At 68.1% G+C, this 15,601-nt stretch carries 14 protein-coding genes; 6 read left to right on the top strand and 8 right to left on the bottom strand.

Translation table 11 applies throughout. The annotated features are described in order from the left end of the window. Position 1: 1 nt before the first annotated feature. The 3 genes from ACI6GS_RS12950 to rpoZ form a co-directional block, all read right to left on the bottom strand. Positions 2 to 2,206, bottom strand: coding sequence for a TonB-dependent siderophore receptor (locus ACI6GS_RS12950; RefSeq protein ID WP_439813864.1), 2,205 nt, complete (start codon positions 2,204 to 2,206; stop codon positions 2 to 4). A gap of 200 nt (positions 2,207 to 2,406) precedes the next feature. Further along, positions 2,407 to 4,572 carry a RelA/SpoT family protein gene (locus ACI6GS_RS12945; protein WP_439817965.1) on the bottom strand — a complete coding sequence of 722 codons (2,166 nt, stop codon included), beginning with the start codon at positions 4,570 to 4,572 and terminating at the stop codon, positions 2,407 to 2,409. A gap of 133 nt (positions 4,573 to 4,705) precedes the next feature. Further along, entirely contained in the window at positions 4,706 to 5,074 is a 369-nt protein-coding gene (gene rpoZ, locus ACI6GS_RS12940) for a DNA-directed RNA polymerase subunit omega (protein WP_439813863.1), read from the bottom strand. 203 nt (positions 5,075 to 5,277) lie between these two features. Between rpoZ and ACI6GS_RS12935 the strand changes: the two genes are divergently transcribed. The 3 genes from ACI6GS_RS12935 (at position 5,278) to ACI6GS_RS12925 (ending at position 8,745) form a co-directional block, all read left to right on the top strand. After that, positions 5,278 to 5,934: a pyridoxamine 5'-phosphate oxidase family protein gene (locus ACI6GS_RS12935; RefSeq protein WP_439813862.1), complete on the top strand. Its 657-nt coding sequence runs from the start codon at positions 5,278 to 5,280 to the stop codon at positions 5,932 to 5,934. Positions 5,935 to 6,015: 81 nt separating this feature from the next. Continuing rightward, positions 6,016 to 6,198 (top strand): hypothetical protein, encoded by a 183-nt coding sequence (locus ACI6GS_RS12930; RefSeq protein ID WP_439813861.1) that lies wholly within the window; start codon positions 6,016 to 6,018, stop codon positions 6,196 to 6,198. Between the two features lie 126 nt (positions 6,199 to 6,324). Next, entirely contained in the window at positions 6,325 to 8,745 is a 2,421-nt protein-coding gene (locus ACI6GS_RS12925; RefSeq protein ID WP_439813860.1) for a beta strand repeat-containing protein, read from the top strand. A gap of 21 nt (positions 8,746 to 8,766) precedes the next feature. Here ACI6GS_RS12925 and ACI6GS_RS12920 read toward each other — a convergent pair whose 3' ends face one another. Both ACI6GS_RS12920 and folK read right to left on the bottom strand, forming a co-directional pair. Next, positions 8,767 to 9,237, bottom strand: a complete 471-nt coding sequence (locus ACI6GS_RS12920; protein WP_439813859.1) for a hypothetical protein — start codon at positions 9,235 to 9,237, stop codon at positions 8,767 to 8,769. Between the two features lie 74 nt (positions 9,238 to 9,311). Next, the gene (gene folK / locus ACI6GS_RS12915) at positions 9,312 to 9,821 is read right to left on the bottom strand and encodes a 2-amino-4-hydroxy-6-hydroxymethyldihydropteridine diphosphokinase (protein ID WP_439813858.1); all 510 of its coding nucleotides are present in this window, start codon (positions 9,819 to 9,821) and stop codon (positions 9,312 to 9,314) included. Between the two features lie 137 nt (positions 9,822 to 9,958). Between folK and ACI6GS_RS12910 the strand changes: the two genes are divergently transcribed. Both ACI6GS_RS12910 and ACI6GS_RS12905 read left to right on the top strand, forming a co-directional pair. Beyond that, positions 9,959 to 10,594 carry a LabA-like NYN domain-containing protein gene (locus ACI6GS_RS12910; RefSeq protein WP_439813857.1) on the top strand — a complete coding sequence of 212 codons (636 nt, stop codon included), beginning with the start codon at positions 9,959 to 9,961 and terminating at the stop codon, positions 10,592 to 10,594. Positions 10,595 to 10,604: 10 nt separating this feature from the next. Next, positions 10,605 to 11,264, top strand: coding sequence for a uracil-DNA glycosylase (locus ACI6GS_RS12905; RefSeq protein ID WP_439813856.1), 660 nt, complete (start codon positions 10,605 to 10,607; stop codon positions 11,262 to 11,264). Here ACI6GS_RS12905 and ACI6GS_RS12900 read toward each other — a convergent pair. The 3 genes from ACI6GS_RS12900 to dapA are packed head-to-tail and all read right to left on the bottom strand — an operon-like array spanning position 11,255 to position 13,324. After that, positions 11,255 to 11,908 carry a sulfite oxidase-like oxidoreductase gene (locus ACI6GS_RS12900; RefSeq protein ID WP_439813855.1) on the bottom strand — a complete coding sequence of 218 codons (654 nt, stop codon included), beginning with the start codon at positions 11,906 to 11,908 and terminating at the stop codon, positions 11,255 to 11,257. The two genes, ACI6GS_RS12905 and ACI6GS_RS12900, sit on opposite strands and share 10 nt — an antisense overlap. Before the next feature lie 19 nt (positions 11,909 to 11,927). Continuing rightward, entirely contained in the window at positions 11,928 to 12,404 is a 477-nt protein-coding gene (gene smpB, locus ACI6GS_RS12895) for an SsrA-binding protein SmpB (protein ID WP_439813854.1), read from the bottom strand. A 35-nt stretch (positions 12,405 to 12,439) separates the two neighbouring features. Continuing rightward, entirely contained in the window at positions 12,440 to 13,324 is an 885-nt protein-coding gene (gene dapA, locus ACI6GS_RS12890) for a 4-hydroxy-tetrahydrodipicolinate synthase (RefSeq protein ID WP_439813853.1), read from the bottom strand. Between the two features lie 217 nt (positions 13,325 to 13,541). Here dapA and ACI6GS_RS12885 point away from each other — a divergent pair, with 217 nt between their 5' ends. After that, positions 13,542 to 15,587: a lytic transglycosylase domain-containing protein gene (locus ACI6GS_RS12885; RefSeq protein ID WP_439813852.1), complete on the top strand. Its 2,046-nt coding sequence runs from the start codon at positions 13,542 to 13,544 to the stop codon at positions 15,585 to 15,587. Positions 15,588 to 15,601: the final 14 nt, after the last annotated feature.

The following is a 15,601-nucleotide window of genomic DNA, read 5'->3' as shown; positions in this document are numbered from 1 at the left end:
TTTACCAGCGGTAGGCCAGGCTGGCGACGACGCTGCGGCCGTCGCCGTAGAAGCACGAGCCGAAGGAGCACGTGGCGATATAGGTCTCGTCCGCCAGGTTGCGGAAATTGACCGCCAGGCGCCAGCGCTGCAGTTCGTAGGCCAGCCGGGCATCGACCAGGGTATAGGCCGGCACGTCGATGCTGGCCGTCTCGTTCACGCCGCGCGTCGTGCCGACGAAGCGGACGCCCAGACCAACGTCCAGCCCAAAGTCGAAGCCATAGTCCGCCCAAAGCGAGGCCTTGTGCTCCGGCACGGCATTGGCCTGCTTGCCGATCTGGCTGGGATCGGCGCTCCGCGTGACGTCAGCCTCCGGCGTCCAGGTATAGGCCAGGATCAGGTTGAGGTCCGCCAGCGGGCTGAACGTCGCCTCCAGTTCCAGGCCGCGGACCTGGATCTCGCCCGTCTGCGACGGCACGAAGTTCACGTCATAGGTGATGTAGTTCTCCCGCGTCAGGTCGAACAGCGCCAGGCTGTAGAGGTCGCTGCGCCCTGGCGGCTGGTAGCGCAGGCCGACCTCGTACTGGTGGGCCTTTTCCGGGGCGAACGGCGTGCCGCTGACCGGGTCGAAGGTCAGGGTGGGCACGAAGGATTCGGAATAGCTGAGATAGGGTGCAAGGCCATTGGGCGCCAGATAGACCAGGCCGGCCCGGCCGGTGAAGGCATCGTCCTCGACCATCGTGCGACCGCCGGCCAGGTGGTCGGCAACGTCGCTGCCGGCCGTATCGAAGCGGCCGCCCAGCGTCAGGGTCCAGCGCTCGCCCAGCCGGATCTGGTCCTGCAGGTAGACGCCTGTCTGATCCAGGCTGGCGGTCGCGTCGACATAGGGCGCCGGCAGGACCAGGGGGCCGCCATAGACCGGGGCCAACAGGTCGAACAGGTTGGGATCCAGGCCGAAACTGGTGACCTGGTCGAAGGTCGAATCCTGGTAGTCCAGGCCGACCAGCAGCGTGTGGCGCAGGAACCCCGTGTCGAAGCCCAACTGCAGCTGGTTGTCCAGGGTGAACGAGCGGACATGCTCGCGGCTGCCGAACAGCGAGCGGTCCAGGAACCGGTAGTTGTCCGGATCCGTCGGGTCGGCGTTCACCGGCACATAGCCGTTCGGGTAGACATGGCGGTAGTCCACATCCAGCTCGGCATAGCGCAGGTTCTGGCGCACCTGGACCGCTTCGCTGAAGCGGTGCTCGAACTCATAGCCCAGCTGCCACTGGTCCTGGTCGAACTGGTTGAATTCGGGATCGCCGGTAAAGGTCGCCTCTGACGCATGGCCGCCGGCCGGCGTCGGGACCAGCGTGCCCACTTCCGGGATGCCGTGGGAATAGACGCCGGCGCGGATGCCCAGGTAGTTGGCCAGGAACGTCAGGTGCGTCCGTTCCGTCGGCGCCCAGGTCAGCGCGGGTGCCACATAGATGCGGTCGTCCGGCATGTCGCCGTCGAACAGCTCCGCATCCCGGTACAGGCCCGTCAGGCGATAGGTGAACTCCCCCGCCTCGTCCAGGGGACCGGACAGGTCGGCTGCGACCTGGCGACGGGACTGGGTGCCCAGCGTGACCTCGATCTCGCGCAGGGGTTCCTGGGTCGGGCGCTTGCTGATCACGTTGAGGACGCCGCCCGGGCTGGACTGGCCGTACAGCACGGAGGACGGTCCGCGCAGCAGCTCCACCCGTTCCAGGCCATAGTTCTCGATCTGCCAGAACGACCATGAATTGTTGCCGCGCAGGGGCAAGCCGTCGCGGTAATAGGAGGTGAAGATGTCGAAACCGCGCACAAGGGCGAAGTCGTAGCGCGAGTCGGATCCGTAATTGGCGACGTCGACGCCCGCGGTATAGCCCAGCACGTCCTGGAAGCGGATCGCGCCGATGGCCTCCATCCGATCCGCCGTGATCACGGAGATCGACTGCGGCGTCTCCAGGATCGGCGTGTCGGTCTTGGTCCCGGTCGTGCCGCGGGTCGCGACATATCCGTCGACCGGCCCGCGCGGATCCTCCGGTGCCGCCGTGCCCGTCACCTCCAGGGTCGGCAGCGTCATGGTGCCCCCGGCGCCCGCATCTCCTTCGGCCGTCTGTGCCGCGGCCGGAGCCGAAAGGCCAGCCAACGCCGCGCCCGCCAGCAGCGTCGCACGCAGAAGGGCGGCGCGGTCCTGCCGGACCGTCCTGACTTCCCCCATTCGATCGTCCCCCATCGCCCGGGCGACCACCTCCGCCAGGATGGTTCCGCGCCGGTCAAATACGAATGACTCGCATTATCTGAAGCGCGACAGGAATCGCAAATGATTCTCAGTAATGTTTCATGACGCGACGCGCGTGGTCATCGCGCCTGCCTGCAAGGCAGGCGGCGAAGCAGGTCAGGGCCAGCGTTTGGGGTGCTTCAGCCCCGGGCGCGTTCCACGGAGGAGACGGCGGGGTCGGCGCGCAGGGCGGCGAGGATGTGCGTCAGGTGCTTCAGGTCGCGCACCTCGATATCGACCATCATCTCCACGTACTCGGAACTGCGGTCGGTGAACTTCAGGTTCGCGATATTGCCGCGGTTCTTGGCGATCACGCTGGCCAGCTGGCTCAGCGTGCCGGGCTCGTTCGTGACGACGGCGCTGATGCGGCCGACATGCAGTTCGCCTGGCTCCGCGTCCAGCTCCCACGCCAGGTCGATCCAGCGTTCGGGCGCGTCGGCAAAGCTCTCAAGCGTCTTGCAGTCGATCGCATGGACCGTGACGCCCTTGCCCGTGGTGACGATGCCGACGATGCGGTCGCCGGGCAGCGGGTGGCAGCAGCCGGCATAATGGATCGCCATGCCGGGGATCAGGCCACGGATGGGCAGCGCATTCTCGGCACGCTTGCGCTTCAGGCGGCCGCGCGCGATGGGCAGAACCCTGGCATCGCCCGTGTCCTCCGGCCGCTCGCCGGGGAAGATCGCTTCCAGCAGGGCGCGGTCGGTCAGCAGGCCCTGCGACAGGGCGACGTAGACATCCTCAACCGATCGCTGCTTCAGCTTGGACAGGGCACCGTCGATCGCCTTCTCGGTCAGGTCGCGGCCCAGCGATTGGAAGGCCCGCACCGCCATCGCCTTGCCCAGCGAGATGTACTGGTCGCGCTGCTGGTTACGCAGGAAGCGGCGGATCGCGGACCGGGCCTTGCCCGTGGTGACGATGTGCTCCCAGGACGGACTTGGCGTCTGGCCCTTGGAGCGGACGATCTCGACCTGGTCGCCGTTCTTGAGCTCGGTGCGCAGCGTCTGCAGGCGGCCATTGATCTTGGCCCCCACCGTCGAATGGCCCAGGCCGGTATGGACGGCATAGGCGAAGTCGAGGGGCGTCGCCCCGCGCGGCAGGGCGATCAGGTCACCCTTGGGCGAGAAGCAGAACACCTGGTCGGTGAACATCTCGAGCTTGGTATTCTCGAGGAATTCCTCAGGGTTTGCCGCCTGTTCCAGGATCTCCAGCAGTTCGCGCAGCCAGCGGTACTGGGTGCCCTCCGGCGCGCCGCCATCGGGCACGATCCCGTTCGACTGCTTGTAGCGCCAATGCGCCGCCACGCCGAAATCCGCGACCTCGTGCATCTCGCGGGTGCGGATCTGGATCTCGATCTTCTGCTTCTCGGGGCCGATCACGGCCGTGTGGATCGAGCGGTAATTGTTCCGCTTCGGTGTCGAGATGTAGTCCTTGAAGCGCCCGGGCACCATCGAGTACGAGGCGTGCAGCACGCCCAGCGCCTGGTAGCAGGTCGGCATCTGGTCGACCACGACGCGGAACGCCATGATGTCGGACAGCTGCTCGAACGAGATGTTCTTCTGCTCCATCTTGCGCCAGATGGAATAGGGCCGCTTCTCCCGCCCCGAGACCCAGGAATCGATGCCCTGGTTGGCGAGCGTGCGCGCCAGCTGGTCCGAGATGCGGGTGATCAGGTCGCCGCCCTGGTCGCGCAGGAACGACAGGCGCCGGATGATCGAGGTGCGCGCCTCGCCGTTCAGTTCGGCAAAGGCAAAATCCTCCAGCTCGTCCTTCAGCTGGTGCATGCCGATGCGCTCGGCCAGCGGGGCATAGATCTCCATCGTCTCGAGCGCGATGCGCCGCCGCTTGTCCGGCTTCTCGATGAAGTGCAGGGTCCGCATGTTGTGCAGGCGGTCGGCCAGCTTGACGAGCAGGACGCGGATGTCGTTCGACATCGCGATCAGCAGCTTGCGGAAATTCTCCGCCTGCTTCGTCCGCTCTGACGCCTGTTCCAGCTTGGACAGCTTGGTGACGCCATCGACCAGGGTCGCGATCTTGGGCCCGAACAGGCTCTCGATCTCTTCATAGGTCGCGACCGTGTCCTCGATCGTGTCATGCAGCAGGGCGGTGACGATGGTCGCCGCGTCCAGCTTCATGTCGGTGAGGATGCCGGCCACCTCCAACGGGTGGGAGAAATAGGGGTCGCCATTGGCGCGCACCTGGGCGCCGTGGACTTTCATCGAATAGACGTAGGCCCGGTTCAGCATCGCCTCGTCGGCGGCCGGGTCATAGGCCTTGACCCGTTCGACCAGTTCGTACTGGCGGATCATGGGGCGCGCGCGCTCTGGCGTGGGGGCCGGTGCCGCAGCGGGGACCGGCCGCAATGCCTGAACCTCCGCCATCGTCCGTCCCGCCCCCCTGCCGTTGCGCCTGCCTGCCCTGCCCTGGAAATCCTCGCCCTGCTCAGTCGTCGCCGAACGCCTTGTCCAGCTCGTCGGCCAGGCCCGCCATCGTGCGGTCGAACGCCTCGTTCGAGAGCTCGGGCGGCGTCAGCTCCTGCCCGGCCATCAGGCGGGGCATGTCGTCCTCGACCGGCTCGTCCGTCTCGACATGGACCTGCATGCCGTGGATCATCCCCTCGTGCAGCGTCTCGACGCTGACCGTCTCGTCCGCGATCTCGCGCAGGGCCACGACCGGGTTCTTGTCGTTGTCGCGGTCGAGTGTCAGCGGCGCGCCGGCCGAGATCGCCCGCGCCCGCTGGGCGGCCAGCAGGACGAGGGTGAACCGATTGGGGACCTGCTCGACGCAGTCTTCGACAGTCACGCGTGCCATGAACGCTCACTTCCGGGAACTGGGGGATTCAGCCCTTCAACATACGGCCCCAGCCTAGGACCTGCAAGGCGCGACGGGGCGTGAGATGGCTGTGATTTCGCTGTTATCGCGAACGATTCTCAATAATCTTGCATCCCCCCGCCCGCCTTGCGACACTCCGGCCGGAACGTGAACCAATACGGCGTCGAACAGGGGGAGTGGACATGACCGGGGCACCATCGGCCGGGGCGGCCACCACATGGATCGACAGCCGCGAGGCCTTGCGCGCGGTCCTGGGCGAGCCCAGCGACCTTGTGCTGCGCAAGGCGATCCCCCGCCTGGACCGCCATGCCCGGACCTTCATCGCCAAGTCGCCCTTCCTGGTAATCGGTACGGCCGATGCGGACGGTCGGGGCGACACCTCGCCCCGCGGCGACCCGCCCGGCTTCGTCAAGGTCCTGGATGACGGGACCCTGCTGATCCCGGATCGTCCCGGCAACAACCGGGCCGATACGCTGGTCAACATCATCGACAACCCCGAATGCGCCGTCATCTTCATGATCCCGGGCATCGAGGAGACCCTGCGCGTCAATGGCACCGCCCGCGTGACCGCCGACCAGGCCCTGCTGGCGCAATGCGCCGAACAGGGCCGCACCCCGCGGCTGGGCATCGTCCTTTCCGTGCGCGAGGCCTTCCTGCATTGCGCCAAGGCGTTCCGACGCTCGCATCTCTGGCAGGACGAGGCACGACAGGCGCGCGGCGACCTGCCCAGCCTGGCGCAGATCGTGATGGAACAGCTCAGCGGACAACCGGCCGACCCGGCGGTGGTGAAGTCCGTCGATGCCCAGCTCGAAGAGGACTACAAGGCGACGATGTACTGAGCCGCAGGGACTTGGCGCAGGCTCCCAGGGAACCGATCGCGCCTGTGGCGTTTGCTGTCGCGTGCAACGAAAGGGTGACCCATGCGTGACACGCCAAGCGATGCCTCCCTTGGCAACTTCCGCCTTGTCCTGGCCGAGATCGGTCCGCTTCTAGAACGCTGCCGTCTGGCCCGCATGGACCTGGGCCACGTGCTGGACCGTCTCGCCTGGTTGGACGAGCCGGCCGAACGGTCGCCCGCACCCGGCCGCCAGCCGCGGCACTGACAGGCGGCCAGACACCGACCAATGCGCGTGCCGCGCGTGTCCGGCTGGACTTGGCGGCATGCACCATGGGATCGTTCCGACGTGGTAGACGCGCGGGCGACGCGCCGCTGAAGTGTGGAGTTGCAGATGGCGACGTTCACCGGATCGGTCGGGGTCGATTCCTTCATCGGCGGCGTCGCTGCCGACCTGTTCAACTTCCAGACCACGCATCTTGCCGGGACCGATACGGTCGCCGGTGGCGGGGGCGCCGCGATCGATCAGCTCCGCTTCACGACGGCCGGCACGGTCGCCGCTGGTGCCTTTGCCCGCGTCAGCGGGATTGAGCTGATCACGCTCGCCAATGGCGCCAATACGCTCACGCTGACCGACGCGCTCGTGGCCTCCGCCACGGGTGCCGTGCTCAGCATCGCTGGCAACATGGGCAATGACAGTGTCGATGCCAGCGCGCTGACCGGCGGCAACGCAATCGACATCACGGGTTCAGGCGGGGTTGATACGGTCATTGGCGGCCTGGGCGCCGACACCTTCCGCTTTACGGCGACCGCACTGACGGCGGCCGACCGGGTGACGGGCGGGGGCGGCACGGCCGTCGACCAGTTGGTCCTGACCTCCGCCGGCTCGGTCGCCCTGGCCGGCGTCACCGGCATCGAGCGCATCACCCTGGCCAATGGCAACAACACCGTCATCCTCAATGATGCCTTTGTCGGCTCGGCCAATGGCGACGTGTTGACCATCACCGGCAACATGGGCAACGACCTGGTCAATGGCGCCAGTCTCAGCGGCGGCAACGCCATCGACGTCACGGGTTCGGGCGGCAGCGACACATTCCTTGGGGGCCTGGGCGCCGACATCTTCCGCTTCACGTCCACGGCCCTCACGGCCGCCGATCGCGTGACTGCCGGGGGTGGTGCTGCGGTCGACCAGCTGGTGATGCTGGGGCCCGGCACCCAGGTCCTGACAGGCGTGTCCGGGATCGAGCGCATCGTGCTGACCAACGGCAACAACACGATGGTGTTGAGCGATGCCCTGGTCGGCTCGGCCCATGGCGCTGTGCTGACGATTGCCGGCAATATGGGCAACGACATCGTCAACGGCGCCGGCCTGACCGGCCCGAACGCCATCGACTTCACCGGCTCCGGCGGCGCCGACACCGTCATTGGCGGCCTGGGCGCCGACATCTTCCGCTTCACCTCGACCGCGCTGACGGCGTCGGACCAGATCACGGCGGGCGGTGGTGGCGCCATCGACCAGTTGGTGATGCTGGGCGCGGGAACGCAGGTCCTGAACGGCGTCCGCGGAATCGAGCAGGTCGTCCTGGCCAACGGCACCAACGCCATGACGCTGAACGACACCGTCCTGGCCAACAACAACGGGTCGCTCACCATCCTCGGCGGCACTGGCAATGACATCGTCAATGCAAGCGCGGTGACCAACCAGGCCAATCGGGTGATCATCGTTGCCGGCAGTGGCAACGACACGCTGGCGGGTGGTGGCGGTGACACATTCTCAGGCGGCGACGGCCAGGACCTGCTGCGCACCAATGGCCTGACCCAGTTCGCGGATGACGGGACCTACCTGGGCGGGAACGGCAACGATCGGATCGAATACAATGTCGGGGCGTTGAGCCCGAACTCACCGCTCCTGGGCGGCGGGGCGGACCGCGACACGCTGTTCGACCTTGGCAACCACTCGGCCAACATCAATCTGGCATTCGTCAGTTCCGACCAGACGAGCGGAGACTTCGCCGATATCCGCAGTTTCGAGAACGTGGACTGGTCGCAGAGCAGCGGCGGCCTGACCGCCACGGGATCGACCGGCGTCAACACGATCCTGGGCGGCGCGGGCCTGGACCGGATCAACGGCAATGGCGGCGCCGACACGCTGGACGGCGGCGCCAACCAGGACGTCCTGGTGGGCAGCGGTACGGCGATCGCCATCGTCAATCTTGCCGTCGTGGGTGGCGACCAGACCATCGCCGACGAGGCCCTGGTCCGCAACTTCGAGGCCGTCGACTGGTCGTTGAGCAGCGGCAGCCTCATCGCCAGCGGCACCAACACTGGCGACGTGATGATCGGCGGCAGCGGCACGGATTCGCTGACGGGTGGGCTGGGCGCCGATACGTTGACCGGGGGCGCATCGGCCGACGTCTTCCGCTACCTGGTGCGCGAAGGGTCGACCGACGTGCTGACCGACTTCCTCCCCGGCACGGACAAGCTGGCATTCCAGACCAGCGCCTTCGACTTCAACGGCGAGACGTTCAACGTGACCGTCACGACCACGACCGCCAGCATGTTCAGCGTGGCGGGCGCCGACCTGATCCGCCTGAACGGGGTGGTGGAGGATGCGGCAGGCGTCGCCGCCTTCCTCAACACCAACGGCACCGGCTCGGACGGCGAGGGCGTTTTCGTCTTGGCGCAGACCAGCGGCGGCAGGACCTTCATCTACCATGTCGCCGATGCCGGAACGCCGATCGACATCGTGCGGATCGCCGACCTGGGCGCAATCGCGCCCGACTCGGTCAGTACGACCGACTTCGTATTCTTCTGACGGGTTCCGGGAGGACCGCGGCTAACCCGCCTTGCGCGTCAGACGGCGGGCATTGGCGACGGCCCGCTTGTGGATGGGCGCCAGGGCCGCGTCCACCGCGGCCAGGCCGCTGGTGGCCGCGCGGGCACTCTGGGCCATGGCCCCGTCGATAAGGCGCGCCATGGGCAGGCTGCCCGGCGCGGCAAAGGCCATGTCCCGCGCGCAGGCCCCGACATCGCCGCAATAGCGTTCAAGCTCGCGCTGGCTCTGGATCAGGGCCTGCATCACGTTGCTGCCCGACTGGCCAAAGGCCATCACCTTTTCAGGCACCATGCGGCCCAGTTCGCGGTGGTCGGCGGCCCAGGGGCGCTGCATCGCATCGGCGATCAGGGCGGTGCGATGGCCGATCACGGTACCGGCCGCGACCATCGTCTCGGCCGCCGCGATGCCGGTCCGCACCATGCCGAACCAGGCATCCGCCATCTGCCCTGCCGTGCCGTTCAACCACCACATGACTGCCTCCGCCTCGCACGCATCGCCCGGACAGGATCGCATCGGGGCGCCATCGCAGACTGCACGATCCTCCCTTACGCCGGCTTAAAGCGCCATGCCTTCTGCTGGGGGGGCAGGGCTGCGATCAGATGCGCGACGCTGTGGCCGGTCACCGGGTGGCGCCAACCGGGTGCCACCTCCGCCAGCGGATGCAGGACGAAGGCGCGCAAGGCAAGACCCGGATGCGGCAGCACGACGCCGTCGCCATCGCCGATCCGCCCGTCATGGTCGATCAGGTCCAGGTCGCAGGGCCGCGCATCCCAGCGCTGGCGGCGCATCCGGCCAAAAGCCGCTTCGATCGCATGCAGGTGCGCCAGCAGCACCGGCGGCGGCAGCAGCGTCGCGACCGCCGCGACGCCGTTGACGAAGCGCGGCTGCCGATCCGCCGGGCGTCCCTCCGGCGGCAGGGCTTCGCTCTCCCACCAGGACGAGCGGGCAATGACGCGGATGTTGTCCGCCTGAAGTCGTAGCAGGACGGCGTCCAGCGTCTGCTCCGGTGCACCGACCGGCGAGGGAAGATTTGCGCCCAGGGCGATGAGAATCATTTGCGCTTGCCTATCATGGGCACGGGTCTATCGTCGCCGGATAACTTGGCCCGCGACCGGCAGAGACTTGCATTCGATCGCAGGCATTATCCGCCATTTGATGTATTGGTGATAAAGTGTTCTATCCTGACGAACGATTGGCCCTGTTCCTTGATGGCCCCAATCTCTATGGCGCGGCACGGGGCCTGGGCTTCGACATCGACTACAAGCGCCTGCTGACGTATTTCTCGAAGCAGGGGCGCCTGATCCGGGCGTTCTACTACACCGCCTTGATCGAGGATCAGGAATATTCGCCGATCCGGCCGCTGATCGATTGGCTGGACTATAACGGCTATACCATGGTCACCAAGTCGACCAAGGAGTTCACCGACGCGCAGGGCCGCCGGCGGATCAAGGGCAACATGGATATCGAGCTCGCCATCGACGTGCTCGAAATGGCGGACCACCTGGACCATGTCGTGCTGTTCTCGGGCGACGGCGACTTCCGCCGCCTGATCGAGGCGGTGCAGCGCCGCGGCGTGCGCACCACGGTCGTGTCCACCGTCCGCACCTCGCCGCCCATGATCGCGGACGAGCTGCGGCGCCAGGCCGATACGTTCCTGGAGCTGCAGCAGCTGGCGGAGCACATCCAGCGCGACCCTGCCCTGCGCGAGCAGAACATGCGCGAGCACCAGCGCGACCCCAATGCGCGCGAGCAGGCCTGGCGCGAACGCGACTACCGGGACGAGGAGGAGAGCTACGCCTCCACCCCGCCGCGCACCACCCGCTACTGAGCGGCCTCCCATGGTGAGCGATGTCGCGGCGCCGCCGGCGCCGGCGCGGGACTGTCCGCTATGTCCCCGCCTGGTCGGCCTGCGGGACGAGCTGCGTGTCCGGCATCCCGACTGGCACAACGCGCCGGTGCCCAGCTTCGGTCCGGCCGGGGCTCGCCTCCTGATCCTGGGCCTGGCCCCCGGCCTGAACGGCGCCAACCGCACCGGGCGGCCGTTCACGGGCGATCATGCCGGCATCCTGCTCTATGACACGCTTCTGGCCCATGGCTTCGCGCGGGGGCGCTACGCCGCCGAGCCGGACGACGAGCTGGTTCTGGTCGATGCGCGCATTGTGAATTCCGTGCGCTGCCTGCCGCCAGAGAACAAGCCGACGACACAGGAAATCGCGACCTGTCGCCAGTTCCTGCGGTACGAGCTGGAGGCGCTGGCGGGCGTCCGCGCGGTGGTGGCCCTGGGCCGCATCGCGCATGACAGCCTGCTGGCCACGCGCGGGCTGAAGCTTTCCGCCGCCCGCTTTGCCCATGGCGCGCGCCATGACCTGCCCGGCGGCCTGACCCTGTTCGACAGCTTCCACTGCTCGCGCTACAACACCAATACGGGCCGCCTGACGCCGGCGATGTTCAACGCGGTCTTCGCCGCCGCGCGCGCATACCTGGATGCTCAGCCGTAGCGCTGCTCTTCCCAGGGGTCGCCGAAATTGTGGTAGCCGTTGCGCTCCCAGAAGCCGGGCTCGTCCTCGGCCAGGACCTCGATCCGCTTGATCCACTTGGCGCTCTTCCAGAAGTAGAGCTGCGGAATGACCACGCGCACCGGGCCGCCATGCTCGCGGCTGAGCGGCTTGCCCTCCCAGTGCGTGGCCAGCAGCGCGCCCGGCCGCGCCAGCTCCTCAAGCGGCACGTTGGTCGTGTAGCCGTCATGGGCATGGAACAGGACGTGCCGCGCCGCGTCCGTCGGCTGCGCCGCCGCCAGCAGGTCGGCGCCGGCGACACCTGACCAGCGATTGTCATAGCGCGACCAGGACGTGACGCAGTGAATGTCGGACACGTCCTGCACCTGGGGCAGTGCCAGGAACCCCGGCAGGTCCAGGCTGAGGGGATTGGCAACGGCTCCGTCGACCACCAGGCTCCAGGTGCGGGGATCGACGTGCGGCTGGATGCCCAGGTCCAGGACCGGCCAGTCCTTGACCAGTTTCTGCCCCGGCGGCAGGCGCTCGTCACGCCGGGCCGGCCGCCCGGTCAGCAGGCGCCCCAGCTTCGCCCATTGCTGCTTGGACAGGATCAGCTTCTGCTTCGCGCCCTCGGGTGCGTCGGTCATGGCCGCCTTCCGTGTCGGGTCAGTCGTAGGACCGGCTGCGCATCAGGCGCGCCTTGTCGCGCTGCCAGTCGCGCTCCTTCTCGCTCTCGCGCTTGTCGTGCAGCTTCTTGCCCTTGGCCAGACCCAGCTCGATCTTGGCCCTGCCGCGGCCGTTGAAGTAGATCGACAGGGGCACGACCGTCATGCCGCCGCGCTCGACCTCCTGCGACAGCTTGGCGATCTCGCGCGCATGCAGCAGCAGCTTGCGCGGGCGGCGCGGCTCATGGTTCTCGCGATTGGCCTGCCGGTATTCGGGGATATAGGCATTGATCAGCCAGAAGCCGCCGTCCTTGGGTCCGGCATAGGCCTCCGCGATCGTCGCGCGCCCCTCGCGCAGGGCCTTGACCTCGCTGCCGAGCAGCATCATGCCCGCCTCGACCGTATCCTCGATCGAGTAGTTGTAGCGCGCCTTGCGGTTCTCGGAGACGACGCGGCCTTCCCGCTCCTTCTTGGCCATGGCTGGTTCGGTTCGGACCTTTGGCTGCGTTCAGCCTAGTTGAGGATGCCGGACTGCCGCAGGGCCGCCTCGACCCGTGCGGCCGTGTCCGGCCGGATGCCGACCAGCGGCAGGCGCAGTTCGGCCGAGCACAGGCCAAGCAACGACGCCGCATACTTGACCGGCGCGGGGCTCGTCTCAAGGAACATCGCATCGTGCAGCGGCATCAGCTGGTCCTGCCATTTCAGCGCCGCGGCGAAATCGCCGCCCAGGGCCGCCTCCTGGAAGGCGGAGCAGGCGGCCGGCGCCACGTTGGCGGTGACGGAGATGCAGCCGACGCCACCATGGGCGATCTGGGCCAGCGCGGTCGCATCCTCGCCCGAGAGCTGGATGAAGTCCTTGCCGCAGGCGGCGCGCTGGCGCGACACGCGGGTGATGTCCGCCGTCGCATCCTTGACGCCCACGATGCGCGGCAGCTCGGCCAGGCGGGCCATGGTGTCGACGCTCATGTCGACCACGCTGCGGCCGGGTATGTTGTAGATCACGATCGGCAGGTCGGTCGCGTCGTGGATCGCCTTGAAATGGGCGTAGAGCCCCTCCTGCGTCGGCTTGTTGTAATAGGGCGTGACGACCAGGCCGGCGTCCGCGCCGGCCTTCTGCGCATGGCGGCTGAGCGAAATCGCCTCGGCTGTCGAGTTGGAGCCGGTGCCGGCGATCACCGGCACGCGCCCGGCCGCCGCCTCGATCGCCAGTTCGACCACGCGCTCGTGCTCGTCATGCGACAGGGTCGGTGATTCGCCGGTCGTGCCACAGGGGACCAGGCCGTGCGTGCCCTGGCGGATCTGCCAGTCGACGAAGTCCTGGAAGGCGCGGGCGTCCACGGCCCCATCCTTGAACGGCGTGATCAGGGCGGTGATCGATCCCCGCAAGCTCGCGACCATGATTGCACCCCTTCCCCACGCCGTCCCGTGCCGACGGCCGATCCATGCGGTTCCACCACTACCGGCCCCGTTGCCGGCCAGACTGCGGAACCGTCACAAGTGTTTAGCCCTAAGACGCTGAAATATCGAGCATCAAGACAAAGTGCGCACTGGCCGCCGGGGCCGCCACGCGGGTACACTGGCACCTTGAGTCGCGTCCATTGTCCGAGGGTTTGCCGTGCGTATCCTGCCTGGCCTGCTGCTGACCGCCCTGCTGGCTGGCGCCGTTCCCAGCGGGCCGGTGCTCCAATCCACACGGCCAGCCGCGGCGGCCGAACTCAGCGCGGGCGATGCGCAGGCCTATCGCCTCGCCTTCGCCCGAGTCAAGGCCGACCAATGGACCGAGGCGTTCTCCCTGGTCCGCGGCACGCGGGATCCCCTGCCGGCCAAGGTCATACGCTGGACCTACCTGACCGCCGCCAATAGCGGCGCCACCTACCAGGAGATCGCCGACTTCCTGGTCGCCAATCCGCAATGGCCACGGCAGGACACCCTGCGCCTGCGGGCCGAGACGGCGATCGGGCCGGCCACGCCGCGCGACGTGGTCGCCCAATGGTTCCGCCGCTTCCCGCCGGTCAGCGGCGGCGGGATGGTCAAGCTGGGCGCGGTCCTGATCGCCCAGGGCAAGCAGGACGAGGGCGTGACCTGGCTGCGCAAGGCGTGGCGGGGCGAGGATCTTTCCCTGGCCGACGAACAGTCGGTCCTGGCCGCGCTGGGCCGCTACCTGACGGCTGAGGACCATGCCGCGCGCATGGACTACCTGCTGTGGTCGGGGGACCGCGCGGGGGCACAGCGCCTGCTGAACCTGGTCCCGGCTGCCGATGCGCAGATCGCGGCGGCACGCATCGCCTATCAGCAGGGCGCGGCCAATGCCGGCTCCGCCCGGCCGGCGCTGTCGCCGTCCGCCCGCACTGCCGGCCTGCTCTATGACCGGATCCGCTGGCTGCGCAAGAACGACCTGGACCAGATGGCGCAGGACGAGCTGCTGGCCGTCCCGGTCGAGGCGTTCGCCGTCCAGCCGCAGAAGTGGTGGGAGGTGCGCCGCGTCGCCGTGCGCCGCCTGCTGCGCCTGGGCCAGGCGCAGGCGGCCTATGCGCTTGCCAACAACCATCACATGACCGAGGGCACGGGCTTCGCCGATGCGGAGTTCCTGGCCGGCTGGATCGCGCTGCGCTTCCTCAACATGCCGCAGGAGGCCTATCGCCACTTCACCACCCTGCACCAGGGCGTGCGCAGCCCGATCTCGGTCGGGCGTGGCGCCTACTGGTCGGGCCGCGCGGCGGCAGCCCTGGGCGACCAGGCCCGCGCCGAACGCTGGTACCGGGAGGCCGCCCGCTTTCCCACCGTGTTCTACGGCCAGCTCGCCGCCGACGCCCTGGGCGGGGGCGAGGCCCTGCACCTGCCGCCCGAGCCACAGCCCACGCGGGAGGACCTGGCCAAGCTGCAGAACGACGAGCTGGCGCGCGCCGTCCGCCTGCTCGCCGAGCTCGACCTGGCGGAGCGGGCCAAGCCCTTCCTGCAGCAGATGCTGGTCAACTCGATCACGGCGGGCGAGCGTCGCCTGATCGGCGAGCTGGCCGAACGCATCGGCCGCCGCGAAATGTCGATCGCCGCCGCCAAGGAGAGCGAGCGCGAGGGCACGCCCCTGATCCAGCGCGGCTATCCGGTGATCGCGATGCCGGGCGCCGCCCCGGTCGAGCGGGCCCTGGCGCTGTCGATCACGCGCCAGGAAAGCGCCTTTGACGTGGGCGCGGTCAGCCCGGTCGGCGCGCGCGGCCTGATGCAGCTGATGCCGGACACGGCCAAGATGGTGGCCGGAAAGCTTGGCCTGCGCTACGAGGCCGGCCGCCTGACCACCGATCCCGTCTACAACATGACCCTGGGCACGGCCTATCTGGCCGACCGGCTGGACCGTTTCGACGGCTCCTATGTCATGACGATCGCGGCCTATAACGCCGGCGCCGGCCGCGTGAACCAGTGGGTGCAGAGCTTTGGCGACCCGCGCCATCCCGGCGTCGACGTCGTCGACTGGATCGAACAGATCCCGTTCGAGGAAACCCGCTCCTATGTCCAGCGGGTGCTGGAGAACACGCAGATCTACCGCTATCGGCTCGACCCCAGCGGCAATATCCGCCTGCAGCTGGTCGAGGACCTGATCCGCACCCGTGGTGGTCCCGTGCGGCACCCGGTCCTGGCCGCCCCGCGCGTGGCCAACCAGGGCTGAACCGGGGACGATCC

The organism is Zavarzinia sp. CC-PAN008, from assembly GCF_051903925.1.
Classification (GTDB): Bacteria; Pseudomonadota; Alphaproteobacteria; order Zavarziniales; family Zavarziniaceae.
The sequence above is the reverse complement of the archived record's forward strand: the minus strand, read 5'-3'. Positions and strand labels throughout refer to the sequence as shown.